Source organism: Paraburkholderia terricola (assembly GCF_900142195.1).
Classification (GTDB): domain Bacteria; phylum Pseudomonadota; class Gammaproteobacteria; order Burkholderiales; family Burkholderiaceae; genus Paraburkholderia; species Paraburkholderia terricola.
Genome location: NZ_FRAB01000001.1, coordinates 24,796 through 48,161, shown reverse-complemented (window position 1 = coordinate 48,161; position 23,366 = coordinate 24,796). Strand labels below are relative to the sequence as shown.

Sequence of the window (23,366 nt, the reverse complement as noted above, 5' to 3'; positions counted from 1 at the left end):
CGCGTCGCGGGCGCGTCGCGGCTCGCGTTTGACCGAAGGCGGCGCGCATGCTGACGACCCTGGCCATCGCGGGTTACCGGTCGCTGCGCGAATTGATCGTGCCGCTCGGCCGGCTGAACGTGATCACGGGCGCGAACGGCAGCGGCAAGTCGAGCGTGTATCGCTCGCTGCGTCTGCTCGCCGAGACCGCGCGCGGCGGAGTGATCACGTCGCTCGCGCGTGAGGGCGGTTTGCAGTCCACCTTGTGGGCTGGGCCCGAGCGTTTTTCGCGTGCGGTGCTGGATGGGGAATTTGCGGTTGAAGGCACGCGCCGCAAGGAGCCGGTGAGTCTGCGGCTCGGCTTTTCCGGCGACAGTTTCGGTTATGCGATCGACCTGGGGCTGCCGCAGCCTGAAAAACCGCCGAGCCGCTTCCAGCTCGACCCGATCATCAAACGCGAATGCATCTGGAGCGGCCCGGTGCTGCGCCCGGCCGCAATGCTGGTCGATCGGCGCGGCCCCGCGATCCACACGCGCGACGGTCGCGACTGGCAAGCCGTTCCGCAACCCGTCGCCAGCTTCGACAGCATGATGACGGAGTTCTCCGACCCGCGCACTGCGCCGGAGATGATCACGGTTCGCGAACAGATCCGCTCGTGGCGCTTCTACGACCACTTCCGCACCGACGCCGAAGCGGCCGCGCGTCTGCCGCAAATCGGCACGCATACGCCGGTGCTTTCCAACGACGGCGCCGACCTCGCCGCCGCGTTGCAAACCATCCGTGAAATCGGCGACCCGCTCGCGCTCGATGCGGCAATCGACGACGCCTTTCCCGGCTCGCGCCTCGACATCGCGACGCAGGACGGCCGCTTCGAAGTGACGATGCAGCAACACGGCCTGCTGCGACCGTTAAAGGGCGCGGAGCTATCGGACGGCACCTTGCGCTATCTGCTGCTGGTGGCCGCGTTATTGACGCCGCGTCCGCCGGCGCTGCTGGTGTTGAACGAACCGGAGACGAGCTTGCATCCGGATCTGTTGCCGGCGCTCGCGCGCCTGATCGCGCGCGCTTCAACGCATTCGCAGGTGCTGGTGGTGTCGCACGCGGCGCGGCTGATCGCGGCGCTCGAGCGCGAGAACGACAGCCGCTCGATCGTGCTGGAGAAGCACTTCGGCGCGACGCGTATCGCGGACGCGGACGATCGCGACTTACCGGCGTGGAAATGGCCGGCTCGCTAGAGAGCGTCGCCGTTCGGTGCCTGGGCGGATGTAAGCTGAATGTAACAGCACCGAGGAAATGCAAGACCAGGGGCTTTTTGTTGCGCCTTGATGAATAATGCTTCGATGCCGGTGATGCACGCGCTCGCGCGGCGGGCGATCGCACTGATCGGCATTGATCGGCATTGATCGGGAAGCACCTGGCGCCGGCATCCCGGCGCCGCTGACGCGCACCGCCGCACGCGCAAGCCGTCAGTTCACGGAGACACAATATGAAGATTGCGCAGATCGCCCCCTTGACCGAATCGGTGCCGCCCAAGTTATATGGCGGCACGGAGCGCGTCGTGTCGTACATTACCGAGGCGCTCGTCGATCTCGGCCATGACGTGACGCTGTTCGCGAGCGGCGACTCCGTCACGAACGCAAAACTCGAAGCGGTCTGGCCTCGCGCCTTGCGTCTGGACCCCGGCATCCGCGACCGCGTGGCGCCCCATATGTTGCTGATGGAACTGGTGCGCCGCCAGGCCGAGAACTTCGACGTTCTGCATTTCCACCTCGACTACTACTCGTTTTCGGTGTTCAAGCGCCAGGAGACGCCCTTCGTCACGACGATGCATGGCCGTCTCGACTTGCCCGAGCAGCAGCCGGTGTTCGACACGTTCAACACCGCGCCGGTGATTTCGATTTCGAATGCGCAGCGTCATCCGCTGCCGCAGGCCAGGTGGCTCACGACCGTCTATCACGGTTTGCCCGAGCAGCTCTACACGCCGCAACCCGTCGAGCAGAAGTACCTCGCGTTTCTCGGCCGCATCTCGCCGGAAAAACGTGTCGACACGGCGATTCGCATTGCCGGACGTTGCGGCATGCCGATTCGCATCGCCGCGAAAGTGGACGCCGCCGATCGCGAGTACTTCGAACGCGATATCCGGCCGTTGCTGGACTTGCCCTATGTCGAGTTCATCGGCGAGATCGCGGATCACCAGAAGGCCGAGTTTCTTTCCGGCGCGCATGCGCTGCTGTTCCCGATCGACTGGCCGGAGCCGTTCGGGCTCGTCATGATCGAGGCGATGGCGTGCGGCACGCCGGTGATCGCGTTCAATCGCGGCTCGGTGCCCGAAGTGCTGGAAGACGGCGTGACCGGCTTTATCGTCGAGGACGAGATCGGCGCGGTCGCGGCGGTCAATCGCCTGCATAAGATGCCGCGCGCCGGCGTGCGGCAACGCTTCGAGGAGCGCTTCACGTCGCACCGAATGGCGCAGCAATATGTGGACGCGTATCAGTCGGTGATTCGTGCGCAGAAGCGTTCGCGCTTCAAGGTGATCGATACGTCGGGAAGTTGAGGCGAGCGGACATGGCGCAGGGGTGAGCCCGGTTGATAAAGCGGCCACCGCCTCGCGCGGCACGATAAAAAGAACGGCGATGTGCAAGGCGCATCGCCGTTTTTATTGCCGCTTCGCTGGGGATAGTCGCATCGCCGGCACGAGGGCATGCATCGGGAGCCGAACACAAAGCTCCATGACCCGCAGGCACCGCGTGCGCGGGATGCAACGTGCAATGGTCGCGTCCGCGGGCTGCGTCTGAACCGCTGCCGCCGCTAACGGAACCGGCGGATCCGCCGCAGCCCGCGGACCGGCAAATTCACCGCGCGCTCAGATCTTCAGGCGCGACACCTTGGTGCCCTGGAGCGACAGGTCGGCCATCAGGCCGGCATTGGTCATCACGAATACCTCGACCGGCGCCGTGGCCGTGTTCGTGTCGATCGCGCCGTTGGCGCCCATCTTCACCAGTGCGACGGACGCGTCGCCGCCCACGGACCAGCCGTCGGCGTTGCGGAATTTGTCGAGCGCGTCTTGCGTCATGAACAGGAAGACGATGGCCTTCGATTGCGCGCCTGCCTGCAGACCGAACGATCCCGTGGCCGTGCTGTAGTAGCCGACCGTGCTGCCGCCCACGCGCAACGCGCCTTCGCCGTACTGGCCGCCGACAATGAAGCCCGCTTGCAGGACCGACGGGAACACGAGAACGCCGCGCGCCTTGGCGACGAGTTCGCGCGAACCCTTCACCGTCGTATAGAGGCGCGACATGGTGCCGTCGACGCTGGCGTCGATCGACTGGCGTTTGGAGGTATCGGTGGAGGACGTGCCCTGCTTGCCGCCGCCGGTGGTCGTACAGCCGGCGAGTGCAAGGCCTCCGAAAGCGAGCGCAGCGGTAGTCTTCAACATGAAGTTTCGTCTTTGCATCGTTTTTCTCCGTCATGGTTCCGGGGCGCAACCTCGTTGGATGTTGCCGGGGTTGCCCTTTGAGTTATATCACATGCGGACCTGGAAAGACGCCTCGCCGGCAGGCGGAGAGCCTTGTGTGGCGGGGCTTTGCGGCTAATCGCAAGGCATTGTGATGTAAATTTGACCTGCATCGAAAACACCGTTCGAAGCGCTCCGGCAGCGAGTTCGAATGGGCTTTCCGGGGCGGCCGTCGAGACTCGATCCGCTCCACGCTCGAAAGGACCTGACCGAACCGAATGCCCGTTTTTACCGATTTTTCGCGCCGGCGATTCCCGTTGCAATTCAATTGAAAGTGTTGCTTCTGCGCCGCGAATCGGTGTTTCGTGACACTGATCCGGCGCCCGCGCGAATGCAACGACGCCAGCGCGCAGCGACTATCGACGCAGTCGCCGTCATCCGTGATTCGCCGGGCTTTTCACCGCCGGCGGCCGCCGCAGCGCTCGGCGAATCATGCCGATCAGTACGCCGAGCAGGAACAGTGCGATAGCCGGCACGACCCAGTAGCCGACGAACGCATGCCAGAGATAAGCCATCAGGGTAGTGCGGCGCACGCTGTATTCATTGCGGGCGTCCTGCTGACGCGGCGCATTGGCGGCCAGCACCTCGGCCGGGCAGCCGGCGGCTTGCGCTTCGTCGGGCTTGCCGTGGCAGCGCGCGGCTACGCCTGCGGCGCGTTGCGCGTCGGTGAGATTCCAGGTGGTGAGCGCGCGATCGAGGTCGACGGCGTTGTACGCCATTTCCTCCCTGATCTCGTTCACCGCAACGATCGCCACGGGCACCGCCCAGAAGATGATGACGACCAGCCACCGCCTTAACCAGCGGTTTTTATGCTTCGATACCATCCTTGCCTCCGATCGATGCCCTGCAGCACCAACGACAAGATGGCGGCCCGTCTGATGTTGTATTGAGGGTGGGCCGTCTCCGCAGCCATCATAGAAGAAAAACGGCACGTTCGTGCGTGCGTTGGTGCGCGCGTTGATGCGTGCGTTGATGCGTGCGTTGATGCGCACGGAGCGTTGCAAGAAGGGCGCACAAAGCAAAGGGCCGCGCCAGAGAAAGGCGCGGCCCTTATCGATCGATGAGCGACTCAATGCCGGACGTTCGCGCCGGATTCATTCCGTCGCATTCATTGCGCACCGCTCATTGCACGGCCTGGTTGGCCGGCGCGGACGACAGGCAACTCTTCATGAACGCCTTGCGGTCGTCGCCTTTCTTGCCGGTGGCTTGCGTGTTGCACACTTTCATCTTTTCCTGCTGGGTCATCGGCGCGGCCGCGGGCTTGGCGGACAGGCAACTCTTCATGAAGGCCTTGCGTTCGTCGCCTTTCTTGTCGGCTGCCTGCTTGTTACAGTCGGCCATTTTGGTCTGTTGGCTGTTCTGTGCGAACACCGGCGAAACGAGCACCGCGCCCAGCACCAGCGTAGCGATAGCGGATTGGATCTTCATGTGACACTCCATGGGTGGTGAGACATTTTGTGGTTGTTCAGGCGCGCGGGCACAAACGCAACAGCCCGCAACAGAGCCGCTCGGCACGTTCATTATGGCAAATACTGTCTGCCACAACGGCGGACGGCGCGTTCTGGTTGACACGCGCGCGCCGTGGTATTCCCTTACGCCTGCCATGGCGGAGGCCGCGTGCGTCCCATGATTTGAGCAAGCGCGACAGCGCCGAATCATGTCATGCGACGCAGAGGAATTGTCGCGGCGAATTCGCATGAATTACATCAACGGCATTCACGCCGAATGATGAAACGCGTAAGTATGCATTTCAGATTGCTGCGGGCGCACGTGAATAGTAAATCGGAAGAAAATCCATTGGTGATCATTGGCGTCTATTAGACTCGACATGTGCCCGGTGCGTCACCGATCCATTCTTGCAAGCAAGCCTTGGGAGACTCTCATGCACTACCTCTTGATGTATGACCTCGTGCCCGACTATCTCGAACGGCGTGGCACGTATCGCGACGAACATCTGAAGCTCGCATGGGCGGCAGTCGAACGCGGCGAGCTGCTGTTGGGCGGTGCGTTGACCGAACCCGCGGACACCGCCTTGCTGCTCTTCCAGGGCGACTCGCCCGCTGCCGCGAGAGCCTTTGCCGAGGCCGATCCGTATGTTCGCGCGGGTCTGGTCGCGCAATGGCGCGTGCGCGAATGGACGACCGTGGTGGGCGAGGGCGCCGCCAAGCCAGTGCGCTAGAAACCTGCGCCGGCCCGCGCGGGTGTCGTCGAACGCGAAGCCGGCGCTTTGCGTGGGCGTTGCTCGCGCGCGCGGCGGCGTACAGGCGGCTGTTCGAGCGCTGTCGAAAAGATGCGCCCGAGGTGTTGCGCGCCTCTTCGACATTCACTCAAAATGTATTGAAATCGCGTGCCGTCCGGGCAACGGATTTACCAAGGCAACTCGTTTAGATAGTCGTAACGTTGTGCTGCGCAGCAACCCTTTCCGTCGCCGGAATGGACAGTAGTTCTGTTACGGCAATGCGTGGAATGACGCAGCAAAAAGGACAAGTTTGTTTCCATCCGTAACACTTGTCTCAGTCATATTCACGCAAACCCTGGGGATGGTATGCTTCGTGCACAATTCTCCCATGCACGAGTGAGACCACGTTTTGTGCTTCGCAATAGGGACAAACCGCACTAAGACAGGGCGGTATTGACCAGCCAGCAAAACGTCCAAGACATATTTGTGCAACCGAGGGTCGCACATGGATCGTGAAAGTTGAATCCGTGGCTGATCCAAAGCCGCGGCCTGGCCAGGCTGCGTGGAGAAAATCCAAATGTTTTTTGATGAGCTAAGCAATGACGAATGGGCGCTGCTGGCAGCGCTCGTCTCCGATGAGCCGGCCGTCCGTCTAAACCGACGCGGCCGGCCCCGCGCCGAACCACGCATCGTGGCGAATGCCGTCCTGTGGATTTTGACAACCGGTGAGCCCTGGTCGAAACTGCCAGGCCGCTATCCGTCGGGTCCTACCTGCCGGCGCCGTTTTGAAGAATGGCAATTGAACGGCACGCTGCTCGAGATGGTTCGGCTGTTATCCCAAACCGGGCGCACCTTCGCGTACGTCCCCCAACCGGCGCCGCCCGTCGCGGCCAAACCCGCGGCACCGGTCACGGAAACCCCCAGCACGCGTGACGAAAACATGCGTGGCGTGTCCTGGAAGAGTCCCGAGTCGTGGCAAGCGCCGGGCTCGTCCAATGGCACGTCGCATCATGCGGGTAACTGGCGTTCGGCCGATCCGATCGCGGACATCACGCGCCAACTGGCGGGGCTCGATACCGCGCCAGCCGTGGTGCCGCCGGCCGCGCCGTCGCGCATGCAGGCGGCGTCCAACGGCGCGTCGGCAGCGGCGGCACGGCCCGTGTGGCGAGCCGGTCTGCCGCGCATGGACGAAGCGGGCGCGGTGGGCGCGGCCATGAACGGTTTGAATTCGGCCGTTGTGTCGGCACGCCACGCGCATGAACAGGCGGATCAACGCACGCCGCTGTCGATGAGTCTCGCGCCACGCGGCACCGAGATCGCCGACCGGCGCGGCTATCAGATCTACATCGCGGCCGAGCGGGTGCCCAATGAGATGTATCGCGCATGGGCGGAAATCATGAAGGACGGCAAGCGCATCGAGCGCTCCGGTCTCGTGGGCCCACGCTTCGCGCATGCCGAAGAAGCGGAGCAGTACGCGTTCGAATGGGCGCGTCAGTGGATCGACCGTGAATGCGGCACGCTCGCGGCGGCCCAGACACAAGCGACCCAAGCGGCACCGGAGCCGGCATCGACGGTGAATGTGGTGCCCGCGCCTGCGGTGAGTTCAACGGTGCCGGCGCCCGCGCGTCCCTTGCCGCCCATGCGTCATGTGCCGGAGCCTGTCGCGGTGAATCACGGCGCGCCTTTGCACGGTCCGCTCAATGCGTTCCGCGGACCCTTGCGTCGCTATCCCGGCGAACCGGCCAGCACGAACGCAAGCAGCGAGAACAGTGCGTCAGATCGTTTTTCGTCGTACCCAGAACTCATCTCCCACGCGGGATGAGCGCAGCACCCCGCGGCCGGTAGGAGCAACCGCCGCAGGTTCCCGCTTCATCCGTTGTGACTCGTCACTGGCATTGATTCATCGACGTCCCTGACCGGCGTCCCTCATTGACGTCCATAAGTGTCGTCAAAGCGCACGATATCGTCTTCGCCGAGATACGAACCGGACTGCACCTCGATCATTTCGAGCGGCATCTTGCCGGGGTTCTCGAGACGATGCGTGACGCCCAGCGGAATATAAGCCGATTCGTTTTCGGAGACGATGAAGCGCTCTTCGCCGCGCGTGACGAGCGCCGTGCCGCGCACGACGATCCAATGTTCGGCGCGGTGATGATGCATTTGCAGCGAAAGCCGCGCACCCGGTTTCACGACGATGCGCTTGACCTGGAAACGCTCGCCCGTGTCGACGGAATCGTAGTTGCCCCACGGGCGATGCACCTTGCGATGGTTGGCCGCTTCGAGCCCGCCGTCCTCGCGAATCCGGCCGACGATTTTCTTGACGTCCTGCACGCGCGATTTATCGGCGACCAGAATCGCGTCGGCCGTTTCGACCACCACCAGATCCTGCGTACCCACGCAGGCAATCAGCCGTCCCTCGGAATGCGCGAACGTGGAGTTCGCGCCTTCGAACATCACGCGCCCGCGGCCTACGTTCTGACTCGCGTCCTTGTCGGAGATGTCCCAGATCGCGTCCCACGAACCCACGTCCGACCAGCCCGCCTGCAACGGCACGACCACGCCCGAGGCGGCGGTCTGATCGTTGCCGAGCTGCTCCATCACCGCGTAGTCGATCGAATTCGACGGCGATGCGCTGAACGCATCGCGTTGCAGACGGAAGAAGTCGCCGTCCGCCTTGCCGCCCGCGAAGGCCGCTTCGCATGCTTCGAAAATCGCCGGCTGGAAGTGGCGGATCGCCTTCAGCCACGTCGACGCGCGCATGATGAAAATGCCGCTGTTCCACCAGTATTCCTGCGATTCGATGTAGCGCTGCGCGAGTTCCAGATGCGGCTTCTCGACGAAGCGATCGAGCTGATGCACCTCGATCTTGCCGGTGCTTTCTTCCTGAGCTTCGTCGGCTGCACCGGCAAGCGCCGCGCCGATGCGAATGTAGCCATAGCCGGTTTCCGCGCGGGTCGGCACGATGCCCATCGTCACGATATGACCGGCTGCCGCGTGCTTCACGCCGACGGCCACCGCCGCATGAAAGCCGTCGAGGTCGGTGACCGCGTGATCGGCGGGCATCACGACCATGATGCCGTCCTCGTCCTGCGCGGCGACCGACAGCGCGGCCACCGTGAGCGCCGGCGCCGTGTCGCGCCCGACGGGTTCGAGAATCAGCCGGGCCGGCTTGCCGCTCGTGCGCAATTGCTCGGCGGTGGTGAAGCGCTGCTCTTCGTTGGCCACCACGACGAGTTGTCCGGTGACGGGATAGCCGGCCTCAAGTCCGTCGAGGCGGCGCGTGGTGGATTGCAGCAATGAATCCTCGCCGAGCAGGCCGATCAACTGCTTCGGATGCTGTTCGCGCGACATCGGCCACAAGCGCGTGCCGGAGCCGCCCGCCAGAATCACGGGATGAACCTTGAGCTTGACGTTCAGGGGCGTAGCTTGCGTGGACCGGGTGTCGGCGGGGATGGCCGTGACCGGAGCTGTCATGATGGACTCCTCGAGGCTGGGGTGAATGCGTCGAGTTTTATCATGAACTCTGGAATCAATAAAAGCGCGTTAAATAGAAACTATATAAATCCGCTAATAAAAATCGTCTGTTTCGTGAAGAAAAAATGTCGGCTTAACTTTTAAAAAATAAAAATTACCCGAAAAAAATCATGGGCCATTTTTTTACGCCCGACAATGCGGCAGAATAACCACGAAAGGCGCCGCTGTAAGCTTCGTAGGAAACGCTCGGCAGCCACCGCATAGGCCGACGGAAAGGCGCGCAATACGCCGTTCCAACGCTAAATCCGGTAACAATTGCCGAACAAAAGTCGGAAAAAATACCGAAACTTTGACCGATACAATTTGAGATTTTTTGCAGGCTTGCGGCGCGAATTTTAATACCGCTTTATCTATACCTGTACAAGGGTATTCACTCATTCCGACACGCATTTTCCAGCCGGCCGTTCCAGTCATTCTCTGGAAAGGAAAACGGCGGAGCAATTAGCACCGGTTCAATTCATTTCGCGTCGCGCATTTATCTGGCCGGACGCGGATACCGGCGTTGTGCGTCGCGCGGCGGACCGAAGTGCATGACGGAATTAATCAACCACAACGGATGGCACTTGACTGACGAACTGAGGGGCCACGCATGCTGAGCGTTCTATCGAGAATCATCGACATCGCCATGGTCGCGCTGGGCGCCGCCCTCGCGGCGGCCGCGCACAGCGGGAAGTTCGTGTGGCTGGACGATATGCAAAGCGTGTCGCTCGCGTTCGATTGCCTGCTGGTGGTGGTGTTTTTCCCCGCGCTCGGCATCTATCAGTCATGGCGCGGCAAGCCGCTGTACGACCTGCTGTGCCGCGTCGCCGGCGGCTGGGTGCTGGTGGAGGTCACCGGCATTCTGATCAGCTTCAGCCTGCACCGCTCGGACAGCTTGTCGCGGCTGTGGCTCGCGTACTGGGCGCTGGCCACCATCGTGCTGCTGATCGTCACCAAGGTGATCGTGTATTCGATCCTGCGCGGTCTGCGCCGCGAGGGCTTCAATCAGCGCGCGGTGGCGATCGTCGGCGGCGCGCCGTATGGGCGGTTTCTGATCGAGCAGATGCGCAGCCGCCCCGATGCGGGCTTTAGCCCCGTGGTGGTGTTCGACGAGGACGGCACGATCAACCATTACGAAGACCCCGACGCGGGCGACGCGATCGACGGCGTGCCGGTCGAGCGCGACTATCAGCGCATGCTCGAACTGGTGCGCCGGCGCGCGATTCGCGAGTTGTGGCTCGCGCTGCCGATCTCGAAGGAGAAGGCGATTCACCGCTTCGTGATGGACCTGCGCAACGACTTCGTGAATATCCGCTTCATTCCCGACGTGCGCAGCCTCACGCTGTTCAACCAGCCGATGGTCGATCTGCTCGGCGTGCCGGCGATCAACCTGGCCGCCTCGCCGATCACCGATCTGCGCGTGCTGCCCAAGCGCATTTTCGATCGCCTGTTCGCGCTCGCCGCGTTGACCGCGCTGTCGCCGCTGATGATCGTGATCGCGGTGATGGTGAAGCTCAGTTCGCCGGGCCCGGTGTTTTTCCGCCAGAAGAGAAAAGGCATCGACGGCCATCAGTTCGAGATCTACAAGTTCCGCTCGATGCGCATCCATCAGGAAGAGGCCGGCAAGATCACCCAGGCCACGCGCCGCGACCCGCGCATCACCGCGGTCGGCGCGTTCCTGCGGCGCACGAGCCTCGACGAGCTGCCGCAATTCATCAACGTGCTGCGCGGCGAGATGTCGGTGGTCGGCCCGCGTCCGCATGCGCTCGAACACGACGACATCTACAAGGATCTGGTGAAGGGCTACATGCACCGCTACCGGATCAAGCCGGGCATCACCGGGTGGGCGCAGATCAACGGCTATCGCGGCGAAACCGACCGCATCGAAAAGATGATGGGCCGCGTCAAGCTCGATCTGTACTACATGCAGCACTGGACCTTCTGGCTCGACATCAAGATCGTCGTGCTGACGCTGTGGAAGGGCTTCGTGGGCAGCAATGCGTACTGATGTCGGCCCCCAACTGTCGCTGCGCGCCAGCCCCCCGAGGGGGTGCGAGAAAACCTGGGGCGGCCCGGCGTTTTCTTGCCGGCCCGGCGTTTTCTTGCGGTGGCCCCGAACTTTATTTGTGAACCAACCCAACCTCCGAGGTAACACATGAACCTGACGATCATCGGTAGCGGCTACGTAGGCCTCGTGACGGGCGCCTGTCTGGCCGACATCGGCCACGACGTGTTCTGTCTCGACGTCGATCAGCGCAAGATCGACGTGCTCAACAACGGCGGCGTGCCGATCCATGAACCGGGTCTGCAGGAGGTCATCGCACGTAATCGCAAGGCCGGGCGTCTGAAGTTCTCGACCAACGTCGAAGCCGCGGTCGCGCACGGCGACATTCAGTTCATCGCGGTGGGCACGCCGTCGGACGAGGACGGTTCGGCCGACCTGCAATACGTGCTGGCCGCCGCGCGCAACATCGGCCGCCACATGACCGGCTTCAAGGTGATCGTCGACAAATCGACGGTGCCGGTGGGCACCGCCTCGCGCGTGCGCGAAGCGATCGCGGAAGAACTGGCCGCGCGCAATGCGAGCCACATGTTCTCGGTGGTCTCCAATCCCGAGTTCCTGAAGGAAGGCGCGGCGGTGGAGGACTTCACGCGGCCCGATCGCATCGTGCTCGGCTGCGACGAGGACGTGCCCGGCGAAAAAGCACGCGAACTGATGAAGCGCCTCTACGCGCCGTTCAACCGCAATCGCGAACGCACGCTGTACATGGACGTGCGCTCCGCCGAATTCACCAAGTACGCGGCCAACGCGATGCTCGCCACGCGCATTTCGTACATGAACGAACTCGCCAATCTGGCCGACCGCGTCGGCGCCGACATCGAGGCCGTGCGCCGCGGCATCGGCTCCGATCCGCGCATCGGCTACGACTTCCTGTACGCCGGCTGCGGCTACGGCGGCTCGTGCTTCCCGAAGGACGTGCAGGCGCTGATCCGCACGGCCGCCGATCACAAGGCGAACCTGCGCATTCTCGAAGCGGTGGAAGCCGTCAACGACACGCAGAAGAAAGTGCTCGCGCACAAGATCGTCGCGCGTCTGGGCGAGGACCTGTCGGATCGCACGTTCGCGATCTGGGGTCTCGCGTTCAAGCCGAACACCGACGACATGCGCGAAGCGCCGAGCCGTCCGCTGATCGCCGAACTGCTGCGTCGCGGCGCGCGCGTGAAGGCCTACGACCCGGTCGCGATCGACGAATCGAAGCGCGTGTTCGCGCTCGACCTGAAGGACGTGCCGCAGCAGCACGCGCGCCTCACGTTCACGACGGAGGAGATGGAGGCGGCCGAGGGCGCCGACGCGCTGGTGATCCTCACCGAATGGAAGGTCTTCAAGAGCCCGGATTTCGACGCGCTCAAGCAGATCCTCAAGACGCCGCTGATTTTCGACGGCCGCAATCTGTACGAACCGGACGCGCTGCTGGAACTCGGTATCGAGTATCACGCGATCGGCCGTCAGCATGCGCTGCGCAACGCGCCGGCGAAGGTCGGCGCGAACGGCTTGCCGCTCGTCGCCGAGGCCGCCACGGCCGAGACCGGCCGCTAGGCCGTCCACGCCAACGCGCCGTCACGAAGCGTCTCACCCGAAGGGAGTCCGCTATGTTCGCCAACGTTCTGATCGTCTGCCACGCCAACGTGTGCCGTTCGCCTGCCGCCGAAATGCTGTTCAAGGCCCGGCAGCGATTGACGTCGCGCACGTCATCAGCGCCGATCGCGTTTCATTCGGCGGGCATCCGTGCCGTGAACGGCCACGGCATGGACCCGGTGATGCAGCGCCTGCTCGCGGAGCGGGGCGTCGCCTCCGGGATCCACTACTCGAGACGTCTCGACCGGCAGCTCGTGCGCGCCGCCGATCTGGTGCTGGTCAGCGAGCGCGCGCAGGTGAGCGCGGTCGAGGCGCTCGATCCGGCCTCGCGCGGCAAGGTTTATCCGCTCGGCAAGTGGGAGGCCGATTCCGACGTCGCCGATCCGCATGGCGGCGCGGAAACCACTTATAGGGAGAGTCTCGTGCTCATCGAACATCTGGTCATGGGATGGCTGAAGAAAATATGCTGATGAAAAAAACCGCTGCAAGCTCGCTTGCGAACTTCACATCGACGGGCTTCGACTCGACGCGCTTCAAGTCGAGCGTTGCCGCCTCGCTTTTGCTGACGTCCTTTCTGTCGGCCTGCGCCACCGCACCTGGCAATTATCTCGACACCTCCCGTCTCAAAGACGACGGCCAGCACCAGAGCCAGGCCGCGGAAACCTATCCGGTCCATCTGATCGACGGCCCGCTGGTCGCCGCGCAGGCGCAAGCCGCCGCCGCCGCGACCCAGGTGCTGCCGACCTCGCGTTTCAGCGATCCGTCGCAGTACGTGTACCGTCTGTCGCCGCAGGACATTCTCGGCATCACCGTGTGGGATCACCCCGAATTGACCACCCCGCAGGGCAGCACGCTGTCCTCCGGCGGCAACACCACGCAAAGCGTCGCCGGCGCGTTGCAGCAGCCCTATACGGCCGCGCTGCCGGGCCAGGCCGATCCGTACGGCCAGACCATCGCCGCCGACGGCACGATCTTTTTCCCGTTCGTCGGCCGCATCAAGGCCGCCGGCAAGACGCCGGGCGAACTGCGCGATCAGCTCGCATCGGGCCTCGTGCGCTATATCCGCAATCCGCAGGTCGACGTGCGCGTGCTGTCGTACCGCGGCCAGAAAGTGCAAGTCACCGGCGAGGTGAAGACGCCGGGGCCGCTCGCCGTCAGCGACGTGCCGCTCACGCTGGTCGACGCGATCACGCGCTCGGGCGGTTCGACCGGCGACGCGGACATCCAGCGCGTGCGTCTCACGCGCAACAACAAGCTCTATGTGCTCGACGCCAACCGCATGCTCGACAAGGGCGACACCACGCAGAACGTGATGCTGCAAGGCGGCGACGTGATCAACGTGCCGGACCGCAGCGACAGCCGCATCTTCGTGATGGGTGAAGTGAAGACGCCGATCCAGGTGCCGATGTTGAAGGGCCGTCTGACGATCGCCGACGCGCTCACGCAGGCGGGCGGCATTCTCGACACCGACGCCAATCCGCGGCAGATCTTCGTGATGCGCGGCATGCGCGAGAAGCCGACCACGCCGGACGTGTACCGCCTCGACATGACGCAGCCGGACGCGATCATGCTGTCGTCGCAGTTCCAGTTGCAGCCGATGGATGTCGTGTATGTGGGCACCGCCGCCTCGACCACCTTCAACCGTGTGTTGCAGCAGGTCTTGCCGAGCGTGCAGACGTTGTTCTACCTGAAGCAGTTGACGCGCTAAGCCGCGACGGCGTCGACGGGTCCGCGCCGCCTTCACGGGGCGCGGGCCCTCGACACGGAAAGACAGGCAAGCCAGCCGGGAAGCAGGATGAAAGAAGCAAGAAGCCCAGACACACGCCGCAGCAACCGATACGGGATCGAATTGTGAGCAATCAAATCTCTCCATACATGGCCGGTCCGGTTCGGACCGAAGAAGAGGACGTCGTCCTCGGGCAACTGGTGCAGGTGATCCTCGACGACATCTGGTGGCTGATCGCCATTGCCGCGGTGATCGTCGGCATGGCGGGCGCGTACTGCTACCTTGCCAAGCCGGTGTATTCGGCCGACGCGCACGTGCGCGTCGAGCAGTCCGACAACACCTCGCAGGCGCTCACGCAGACGCAGACGGGCGCGGCGATCACCACCGGCTCCACCTCGCTGCCGACCGACGCCGAAATCGAAATCATCAAGAGCCGCGGCGTGGTCGCGCCCGTGGTGCAGCAGTTGAAGCTGAACTTCAGCGTCACGCCGAAGATGTTCCCCTTGCTCGGCAGCATCGCCGCGCGCATGGCGAGCCCCGGCCAGCCGGCGCGGCCGTGGCTCGGTCTGTCGTCGTACGCATGGGGCGGCGAGGTGGCCGACGTCGATTCGATCGACGTGGTGCCCGCGCTGGAAGGCCAGAAGCTCACGATGAAGGCCATCGACGACCAGCACTACGAGCTCTACGCGCCGAACGGCACGCTGCTGCTGCGCGGCCAGGTCGGCCAGCAGGAGCAGGGCGGCGGCGTGACGATGCTCGTAAACAAACTGGTGGCGCGTCCGGGCGAGCAGTTCACCGTGATGCGCGCGAACGATCTCGACGCGATCACCGCGTTCCAGTCGGCGATCAGCGTGCAGGAGCAGGGCAAGCAGACCGGCGTGATCCAGATCTCGCTGGAGGACAAGGACCCGGCGCACGCGGCCGAGGTCGCCAACGCGCTCGCGCAGTCGTATGTGCGCCAGCACGTGCTGAACAAGCAGGCCGACGCGAGCAAGATGCTCGACTTCCTGAAGAGCGAGGAGCCGCGCCTGAAGTCCGATCTCGAACGCGCCGAGGCCGCGCTGACCGCGTATCAGCGTCAATCCGGCTCGATCAACGCGAGCGAGGAAGCCAAGGTCTACCTGGAAGGCAGCGTGCAGTACGAGCAGCAGATCGCCGGCTTGCGTCTGCAGATGGCGCAGCTCACCGAGCGTTACGGCGACGACCACCCGACGCTCAAGGCCGCGCGCGAACAGATGGCCGAATTGCAGGCGCAGCGCGCCAAGTACGCCGACCGCTTCCGCGATCTGCCCGCCACCGAAGTGAAGGCCGTGCAGTTGCAGCGCGACGCCAAGGTCGCCGAGGACATCTACGTGCTGCTGCTCAACCGCGTGCAGGAGCTCTCGGTGCAGAAGGCCGGCACCGGCGGCAACGTGCATATCGTCGACGCCGCGTTGCGCCCCGGCGTGCCGGTCAAGCCGAAGAAGGTGCTGATCCTGTCGGCGGCGGTGATTCTCGGGCTGATCGCGGGTACGGGTTTCGTGTTCCTGCGCCGCAATATGTTCAAGGGCATCGACGACCCCGACCACATCGAGCGCGCTTTCCATCTGCCGGTGTTCGGCCTCGTGCCGTTGAGCCCCGAGCAGGCGCTGCTCGAAAGCAGTTTCGAGCGCGGCGGCGAACGCCTGCGCTCGGTGCTGGCGAACGCGCGGCCGAAGGACGTCACGATCGAAAGCCTGCGCAGCCTGCGCACCTCCATGCAGTTCACGATGCTCGACGCGAAGAATCGCATCGTCATGCTGACGGGCCCGATGGCCGGCGTCGGCAAGAGCTTCCTGACGGTCAATCTCGCGGTGCTGCTGGCGAATTCGGGCAAGCGCGTGCTGCTGATCGACGGCGACATGCGCCGCGGCGTGCTCGAACGCTATCTGGGCGGCGCCCAGGACAATGGCCTGTCCGAATTGCTGAGCGGCCAGATCTCGCTGGAGGAAGCGATCCGCAACGCGCCCGTGGAAGGCTTGAGCTTCATTTCGTGCGGCCGCCGTCCGCCGAATCCGTCGGAGCTGCTGATGTCGCCGCGTCTGCCGCAATACCTCGACGGCCTCGCCAAGCGCTACGACGTGATCCTGATCGACACGCCGCCGGTGCTGGCGGTGACCGATGCGTCGATCATCGGCGCGTATGCCGGCTCGACCTTCTTCGTGATGCGCTCGGGCGTGCACAGCGAGGGCGAGATCGCCGACGCGCTCAAGCGTTTGCGGGCCGCCGGCGTGCACGTGCAGGGCGGCATTTTCAACGGCATGCCGGCGCGCGCGCGCGGCGGCTACGACCGCAGCTATGCCGCGGTTCAGGAATATCTGAGCACCTGAGTTGAGGCGCGTTGACGAGCCCCTGAACTTCGCGCGCATTCGAAAGCTGTCGCAATGACGATAACAAAGGACATCACGATGAAAGTGACGGTACTGGTTCCGACTTACCGCCGCCCGGCCGATCTGGCGCGCTGCCTCGCGGCGCTGCAACGGCAATCGCGCGCGCCGGACGAAGTGGTGGTGGTGGCGCGCGCCGACGACGAAGCGACCCATGCCTGTCTGCGCGATCCGGCGGTGCCGGGCAAGCTGCCGCTCGCCGTGGCGCTGGTCGACGTGCCGGGCCAGGTCGCGGCGCTCAATCGCGGACTGGACGCCGCCACGGGCGACGTGATCGCGATCACCGACGACGACGCCGCGCCGCACGCCGACTGGGTCGAACGCATCGCGGCCGCGTTCGAAAACGATGCGCGCCTCGGCGCGCTCGGCGGACGCGACTGGGTGCATGAAAAAGGCCGCGTGCTCGACGGCCAGCGGCCGCTGGTGGGCAAGGTCACCGCGCACGGCAAGATCATAGGCAATCATCATCTCGGCGTGGGCGGCGCGCGCGAAGTCGACATCCTGAAGGGCGCCAACATGAGCTACCGGCGCGACGCGGTGCGCACCATCCGCTTCGACGCGCGTTTGCGCGGCGCCGGCGCGCAGGTCCACAACGACATGGCCTTCAGCCTCGCCGTGAAGAACGCCGGCTGGAAGCTGATGTACGACCCGCGCGTGGCGGTCGATCACTTCCCCGCCGAACGTTTCGACGACGACCGGCGCGACGCGCAGACCATGACCGCGTTGCGCAACGCCGCCTTCAACTTCCATCTGATCCTGCGCGATCAGTTGCCGCCGCTGCGCCGCGAAACCGCGTGGTGGTGGTGGACGCTGGTCGGCACGCGGGTCTATCCGGGACTCACGCACGCGGCGCTCGCACTCGTGTCGAGGCAGGCGGCCCTGAAGCTGTCGCGCTGGCGGGCGGTGCGCACCGGCGCGCACGAGGCGCGCCGCGCGCTGTCACGCGCCGCGTGAGCGAAACCAGCGACATGTCCGGCACGTTCGTGCATCGGCCGGCGCGCGGGCATGCGCGCGGCGATGCCCCTTTCCACCGGCAGACCGGAGTGACTGCATGAGTACGAAAGTTCACGTTCACCTGTTTTATGGCGCCGACCCGCGTTTTTATCGACCGGGCGACAACATCGGCTGCCTGTATGGCTATCACCACGCGGAATCCGACGCGTTCGCGCTGACCTATTCGCAGGACGCGCGCGAAGGCAAGGCCGCGCGCCTCTTGCGCCGCGCGCTGAAGGCGGCGCTCGGCTTCGACTTCATCCACACGTGGCGCAACCGCGCCGACATGCTGCGCGCCGACGTGATCTGGACGCATACCGAACAGGAATGGCTCTCCGCCGCGCTGATGCTGCTGCTCTCCGGCCGCAAGGCGGGCGCCGAGTCCTCGCCCTTGCTGCTCGCGCAAAGCGTGTGGCTGCTCGACAAGTGGCCTTCGTACGGGATGCTGCGTAGCTGGCTGTATCGCAAGCTGATGACGCGCGCCGATCAGTTGACCACGCTCGCCAGCGAAAACGCCGAGCTGTGCCGGCGCTATTTCGACCGCGATGCGAAGCCGCTGCTCTACGGCCTGAATACGCAGGACTTTCCGGTGCGCGCGCCGAGCGAATGGAAGCCGCACACGCCGCTGCGCATCGCCGCGATCGGCAACGACCGCGACCGCGATTGGGAGACGCTCATCAAGGCGCTCGGCAACGACGACCGCTACACGGTGAAACTCGCGACGCGCCGCCGGATTCCCGCCTCGCTGCGCGCGCCGAACGTCGAGATCGCGCTGTTCTCGGGCATCAAAAAGCAACACGAACTGTACGACTGGGCCGACGTGATCGTCGTGCCGTTGCGGCCCAATACGCACGCTTCGGGCATCACCGTGATGCTGGAGGCGGCCGCCGTCGGCAAGCCGATGGTGGTCACCAACGTCGGCGCGTTGCAGGATTATTTCCCGGCGGGCGAGGCCGCGTATATCCCGCCGTTCAATCCGCAGGCGTTGCGCGAAGCGGTGGACCGGCTCGTCGCGTCGCCGGCCGAAGCGTTGCAGCAGGCCCAGGCGGCGGCGGCCGGTTTGCTCTCGCGCGATCTGACCACCCAAAGCTACGCGATGCAGCACGTGCGGATCACGCAGGACATGCTGCGGGCGCGCGCGGCGTTGCGCGGGCGCATGGCGGGTGCGGGCGCGGGCGCAGGCGCAAGCGGTTCCGCCGGACAGCGCGCGCGCGAATCGCGCGGAGGCTTCTAAACGATGTCGACGATCACGCGAGCCGGCGCCGACGGCGCACCGCGAGCCGTCTCCAACGGCCGCAAGGAGTGGATGCCGGAGGCGCTGCTGTGGCTGATCACGGCGCTCATGATCGGCGCGCGTCAGGGCACGGTGCTCACGCTCGCGTTTCCGCTGCTCGCGATCCTCACGGGCCTGTGGCTGTATTTCAGGAATCCGGCGCGCTACATCGGCTTCATGTGGTGGCTGTGGTTCCTGAGCCCGGAAGTGCGGCGTCTCGCCGACTGGTCCAAGGGCTCGTTCACGCCCACCAGCCTGATCCAGGTCGCGCCGCTCGCGGTGACGATGATCAGCGCGTTCTCGTTGCTGCGCTACTACCGGCTGCTGTCGCAGCGGCGCGGCTTGCCGGTGCTGCTGGTGCTGCTCGGGCTCGCCTACGCGTTCATGATCGGCGTGATGTCGAGCGGGCCGCTCGCCGCCACCTACGACCTCGCGAACTGGCTCTATCCGATCCTGATCGGCTTTCACATCATGGCGCACACGCGCCAGTATCCGCAGTACCGCGACACCATCGTCAACACCTTCATCTGGGGCATGCTGGTGATGGGCGGCTACGGGCTGATCCAGTTCTTCATCATGCCGCAGTGGGACGCGCTGTGGATGCTCGGCTCGCAGATGAACTCGCAAGGCGACGCCGTGCCGATGGGCGTGCGCGTGTTCAGCACGATGAATTCGTCGGGCCCGTTCGCCTTCGCGATGATGGGCGCGATGGTCTTCGTGATGGCGGCCACGCACCGCGTGCGCTGGATCGCCGCGGCGCTCGGTTTCTTCTCGTTCGCGCTGAGCCTCGTGCGTTCGACGTGGGGCGGCTGGATCGTCGCGCTCCTGATTCAACTGGTCAAATCGAACAACAAGGTGCGCGTGCGCATCATCGCGAGCGCGGTGCTGCTCGCGGGCCTGTGCGTGCCGTTGCTCGCGGTCGGCCCGGTGGCCGAGCGGATGCAGGCGCGGCTCTCCACCATCGTCAACCTGAACGACGACCAGAGCTACGCCGCGCGTAACGAGTTCTACGCGACCTTCGCGAAAACCGCGTTTACCGACGTGGCCGGCGAGGGCATGGGCGCGACCGGCACCTCCACCAAGCTCTCGAACGACGGCGGCCAGCTCGGCCAGTACGGCAACTTCGACAGCGGCGTGATGAACATTCCGTTCGTGCTCGGCTGGCCCGGCACGCTGCTGTACATGTCCGGCATCGTCTGGCTGGTGGTGCGCGCGGTGCTCGCGTCGTTCAGGATGCGCAACGACAAGTTCGTATCCGCCTGCCTGAGCCTGAGTCTCGCGACCTTCGCGATGCTGGTGTTCACCAATTCGCTGGTCGGCACAGGCGGACTGCTGCTTTTCATGAGTGTTTTTTCGATCCTTTCTGCGGTGCACTACGAAAAAATGAACCGCAGACGCACGCTATTTGTCCACGGAGGCACTGAGTGAGAGTCGCCATTGTCACGCACGTCGTGCGCCATAACGACGGCCAGGGGCGCGTCAACCACGAGATCGCGCGCGCCGCGCTCGACGAGAACATCGGCGTCACGCTGGTCGCCTCGCACGTCGCGCCCGATCTGCTCGCCCACCCCAACGTCCGCTGGGTGCCGATGAAAATCGGCCGCTGGTGGCCCACCAATCTGCTGCGCCAGCAGGTGTTCGCGTTCAAGAGCGCGATGTGGCTGCGCGCGCATCGCAGCGAATACGACGTGCTGCACGTGAACGGCTTCATCACGTGGATGCCCGCCGACGTCAACACCTCGCACTTCGTGCATAGCGGCTGGTTCGGCAGCAAGTACTATCCGTTCGGGCTTACCAAGGGCGTGTGGTCCGCGTATCAGTCGATCTATACGCGCTGCAACGCGCTGCTCGAACGCTGGGCCTACCGCCGCTCGAAGGTCATCACGGCGGTGTCGCAGAAGGTCGCCGACGAAATTCGCGCGATCGGCCTCACGCCGGATAACCGCGTCGATGTGATTTACAACGGCGTCGACACGCAAGGCTTCGCCGCGGCCACCGGCGACCGCGAGAAATTCGGTTTGCCGAAGGACGCGTTCCTGCTGCTGTTCGTCGGCGACTTGCGCACGCCGCGCAAGAACCTCGGCACGGTGCTCGCCGCGCTCAAGCATCTGCCCGGGCACGTGCAGATGGCGGTGGCCGGTTTTCTGCCGGGCAGTCCCTATCCTGAAGAAGCGAAGGCGCTCGGCATCGCGCATCGCGTGCATTTTCTGGGGCTCGTGAAGGAGATGCCGGTGCTGATGCATTCGGTCGACGCCTTCGTGTTTCCCTCGCGCTATGAAGCGATGAGCCTGTCGCTGCTCGAGGCGATGGCGGCGGGTCTGCCCGTCGTCACCGCGCGCACGGCGGGCGGCGCCGAGATCATCACGCCGGAATGCGGCATCGTGCTCGACGACCCGGACGATCCCAAGGCGCTGGCCGGCGCGGTCGCGCGTCTCGCCGACAACGACGGCGCGCGGCGCGCGATGGGTGTCGCCGCCAACGAACTCGCCACCGGCTTCGGCTGGGCCCGGATGGCCGCGCAATACATCGCGCTGTACCGGCAACTGGAAGGGCAGCAGAAAAACCGCCGGCGCAGCGACGCGGAAGCGGCGGTGGTCGCCAAGACCGACGCGTTGACGCTGAACACGCTGGCCGGACAGAAGAGCGCCGAATGATCGCGCGGACCTCGCTTGCACGATCGCGCGCCGCATCGCTTGACTCACACAACTCTCAGAACGCACAGGGGCAACAACCATGACGACGAGCTCAATCAAATCGCTGCAGATCGGGATGCACTGGTTCCCCGAGCGCGCGGGCGGCCTCGACCGCATGTACTACTCGCTGGTCGGCGCGCTGCCGGGCGCGGGCGTCGCGGTGCGCGGCGTGGTGGCCGGCTCGCCCAAGGTGGCCGCGGACACCGGCGGCGCGATCAACGGCTTCGGCTCCGCCGCGCAATCGCTGCCGCTGCGGCTGATGGCCGCGCGCCGCGCGCTGCGTCAGGAAATCAGCCGGTCGCGCCCCGACGTGATCTCGTCGCACTTCGCGCTGTACACGTTTCCGGGGCTCGACGTGACGCGCGGCATTCCGCAGGTCTCGCATTTCCAGGGACCGTGGGCCGACGAGAGTCATGTGGAAGGCGCCGATTCGCTCGGCCAGCGCGCGAAGCGCTATCTGGAGCAATCGGTGTATGCGCGCTCGTCGCGGCTGATCGTGCTGTCCGAGGCGTTCGGCAAGATTCTGACTTCGCGCTATCGCATCGCGCCGGATCGGGTGCGCGTGGTGCCCGGCTGCGTCGACGTCGAGCAGTTCAATCTGCCGATCACGCCGGCCGAGGCGCGCCTCAAACTGCAATTGCCGCAAGACCGGCCGATCGTGCTGGCGGTGCGGCGTCTGGTGCGCCGCATGGGTCTGGAGGATCTGATCGACGCGGTGAAGCTGCTCAAGCGCAGCGAGCCCGACGTGCTGCTGTTGATCGCGGGCAAGGGGCGGCTCGAAGGCGAGTTGCAGGCGCGCATCAGCGAGGCTGGGCTGGAGAACAACGTCAAGCTGCTGGGCTTCGTGCCCGATCAGCATCTGGCGGCGTTGTACCGCGCGGCGAATATCAGCGTGGTGCCGACGGTGGCGCTGGAAGGCTTTGGGCTGATCACCGTCGAATCGCTGGCGTCGGGCACGCCGGTATTGGTGACCCCGGTGGGCGGTTTGCCCGAAGCGGTGGCGGGTCTGTCGCCGAACCTGGTGCTGCCGGAGACGGGCGCGAAGGCAATCGCCGAAGGCCTGGCGGGCGCGTTGAACGGCTCGCTCAAGATGCCGGATTCGGATGCGTGCCGCCGCTACGCGCGTGAGAACTTCGATAACTCGGTGATCGCGAAGCGGGTCGCCGCGGTGTATGGCGAGGCGATCGCGGCGGGTGGGGTGCATTGAAGCAAGGCCACGCGCTGCTCCGCGCGGAGGGTGCATGGATGGGGCGGCTTCGGCCGCTCATTATCGTGGCCGTTGAAGCGTTGTCGTTAAAGCGCTAAGTTAGCGGTCGGCAAGCGCTGCGTTTGTCGTTTTCCAGCTAAGCAATAGACCGGTTTGTCGCTATCCAGCTTTTTCCCGGAAAGCAATCCCACTCCGCGAAATCATTCACGGCTCCTGACACTACGGTATAGACCGTAGTGTCCGGAGC

General features: G+C 64.7%; 18 protein-coding genes. 14 read left to right on the top strand and 4 right to left on the bottom strand.

Annotated features, from left to right (window positions below; genetic code table 11):
- The first annotated feature begins 47 nt into the window (after nucleotides 1–47).
- The gene (locus tag BUE39_RS00190) at nucleotides 48–1,214 is read left to right on the top strand and encodes an AAA family ATPase (protein ID WP_073426652.1); all 1,167 of its coding nucleotides are present in this window, start codon (nucleotides 48–50) and stop codon (nucleotides 1,212–1,214) included.
- 251 nt (nucleotides 1,215–1,465) lie between these two features.
- Nucleotides 1,466–2,533 (top strand): glycosyltransferase family 4 protein, encoded by a 1,068-nt coding sequence (locus tag BUE39_RS00185; RefSeq protein WP_073426651.1) that lies wholly within the window; start codon nucleotides 1,466–1,468, stop codon nucleotides 2,531–2,533.
- A gap of 309 nt (nucleotides 2,534–2,842) precedes the next feature.
- Here BUE39_RS00185 and BUE39_RS00180 read toward each other — a convergent pair whose 3' ends face one another.
- From BUE39_RS00180 to BUE39_RS00170, 3 genes are all read right to left on the bottom strand, one after another.
- A complete protein-coding gene (locus tag BUE39_RS00180; protein ID WP_073426650.1) occupies nucleotides 2,843–3,433 on the bottom strand; it encodes a BPSL1445 family SYLF domain-containing lipoprotein in 591 nt (196 codons plus the stop codon).
- A 434-nt stretch (nucleotides 3,434–3,867) separates the two neighbouring features.
- A complete protein-coding gene (locus BUE39_RS00175; RefSeq protein ID WP_073426649.1) occupies nucleotides 3,868–4,317 on the bottom strand; it encodes a hypothetical protein in 450 nt (149 codons plus the stop codon).
- Nucleotides 4,318–4,615: 298 nt separating this feature from the next.
- Nucleotides 4,616–4,921, bottom strand: a complete 306-nt coding sequence (locus tag BUE39_RS00170; protein ID WP_073426648.1) for a PsiF family protein — start codon at nucleotides 4,919–4,921, stop codon at nucleotides 4,616–4,618.
- 454 nt (nucleotides 4,922–5,375) lie between these two features.
- On the opposite strand from BUE39_RS00170, the gene BUE39_RS00165 reads away from it, so the two are divergent.
- Together BUE39_RS00165 and BUE39_RS00160 are read left to right on the top strand one after the other, a co-directional pair.
- Nucleotides 5,376–5,672 (top strand): YciI-like protein, encoded by a 297-nt coding sequence (locus BUE39_RS00165; RefSeq protein WP_073426647.1) that lies wholly within the window; start codon nucleotides 5,376–5,378, stop codon nucleotides 5,670–5,672.
- Between the two features lie 577 nt (nucleotides 5,673–6,249).
- Nucleotides 6,250–7,494, top strand: coding sequence for a DUF6566 family protein (locus BUE39_RS00160; RefSeq protein WP_073426646.1), 1,245 nt, complete (start codon nucleotides 6,250–6,252; stop codon nucleotides 7,492–7,494).
- Between the two features lie 104 nt (nucleotides 7,495–7,598).
- Here the strand turns inward: BUE39_RS00160 and BUE39_RS00155 are convergent, their stop codons facing one another.
- On the bottom strand, nucleotides 7,599–9,146 hold the full coding sequence (locus BUE39_RS00155; RefSeq protein WP_073426645.1) for a mannose-1-phosphate guanylyltransferase/mannose-6-phosphate isomerase: 1,548 nt from the start codon (nucleotides 9,144–9,146) through the stop codon (nucleotides 7,599–7,601).
- 649 nt (nucleotides 9,147–9,795) lie between these two features.
- On the opposite strand from BUE39_RS00155, the gene BUE39_RS00150 reads away from it, so the two are divergent.
- The 10 genes from BUE39_RS00150 to BUE39_RS00105 all read left to right on the top strand — a co-directional run bounded on the left by BUE39_RS00150 (nucleotide 9,796) and on the right by BUE39_RS00105 (nucleotide 23,119).
- On the top strand, nucleotides 9,796–11,193 hold the full coding sequence (locus tag BUE39_RS00150; RefSeq protein ID WP_073426644.1) for an undecaprenyl-phosphate glucose phosphotransferase: 1,398 nt from the start codon (nucleotides 9,796–9,798) through the stop codon (nucleotides 11,191–11,193).
- A 147-nt stretch (nucleotides 11,194–11,340) separates the two neighbouring features.
- A complete protein-coding gene (locus BUE39_RS00145) occupies nucleotides 11,341–12,783 on the top strand; it encodes a UDP-glucose dehydrogenase family protein (RefSeq protein WP_073426643.1) in 1,443 nt (480 codons plus the stop codon).
- Between the two features lie 53 nt (nucleotides 12,784–12,836).
- Nucleotides 12,837–13,292: an arsenate reductase/protein-tyrosine-phosphatase family protein gene (locus BUE39_RS00140; RefSeq protein ID WP_073426642.1), complete on the top strand. Its 456-nt coding sequence runs from the start codon at nucleotides 12,837–12,839 to the stop codon at nucleotides 13,290–13,292.
- On the top strand, nucleotides 13,286–14,530 hold the full coding sequence (locus tag BUE39_RS00135; RefSeq protein WP_374709878.1) for a polysaccharide biosynthesis/export family protein: 1,245 nt from the start codon (nucleotides 13,286–13,288) through the stop codon (nucleotides 14,528–14,530). The genes BUE39_RS00140 and BUE39_RS00135 overlap by 7 nt, the downstream gene beginning before the upstream one ends.
- A 167-nt stretch (nucleotides 14,531–14,697) precedes the next feature.
- A complete protein-coding gene (locus tag BUE39_RS00130; protein ID WP_073426641.1) occupies nucleotides 14,698–16,896 on the top strand; it encodes a polysaccharide biosynthesis tyrosine autokinase in 2,199 nt (732 codons plus the stop codon).
- Nucleotides 16,897–16,974: 78 nt separating this feature from the next.
- Nucleotides 16,975–17,907, top strand: coding sequence for a glycosyltransferase family 2 protein (locus tag BUE39_RS00125; RefSeq protein ID WP_073426928.1), 933 nt, complete (start codon nucleotides 16,975–16,977; stop codon nucleotides 17,905–17,907).
- Nucleotides 17,908–18,004: 97 nt separating this feature from the next.
- The gene (locus tag BUE39_RS00120; RefSeq protein ID WP_073426640.1) at nucleotides 18,005–19,180 is read left to right on the top strand and encodes a glycosyltransferase; all 1,176 of its coding nucleotides are present in this window, start codon (nucleotides 18,005–18,007) and stop codon (nucleotides 19,178–19,180) included.
- A gap of 3 nt (nucleotides 19,181–19,183) precedes the next feature.
- On the top strand, nucleotides 19,184–20,647 hold the full coding sequence (locus tag BUE39_RS00115) for a glucose-6-phosphate isomerase (RefSeq protein ID WP_073426639.1): 1,464 nt from the start codon (nucleotides 19,184–19,186) through the stop codon (nucleotides 20,645–20,647).
- The gene (locus BUE39_RS00110) at nucleotides 20,644–21,873 is read left to right on the top strand and encodes a glycosyltransferase family 4 protein (RefSeq protein WP_073426638.1); all 1,230 of its coding nucleotides are present in this window, start codon (nucleotides 20,644–20,646) and stop codon (nucleotides 21,871–21,873) included. The genes BUE39_RS00115 and BUE39_RS00110 overlap by 4 nt, the downstream gene beginning before the upstream one ends.
- Nucleotides 21,874–21,952: 79 nt before the next feature.
- On the top strand, nucleotides 21,953–23,119 hold the full coding sequence (locus tag BUE39_RS00105) for a glycosyltransferase family 4 protein (protein WP_073426637.1): 1,167 nt from the start codon (nucleotides 21,953–21,955) through the stop codon (nucleotides 23,117–23,119).
- Nucleotides 23,120–23,366 lie beyond the last annotated feature (247 nt).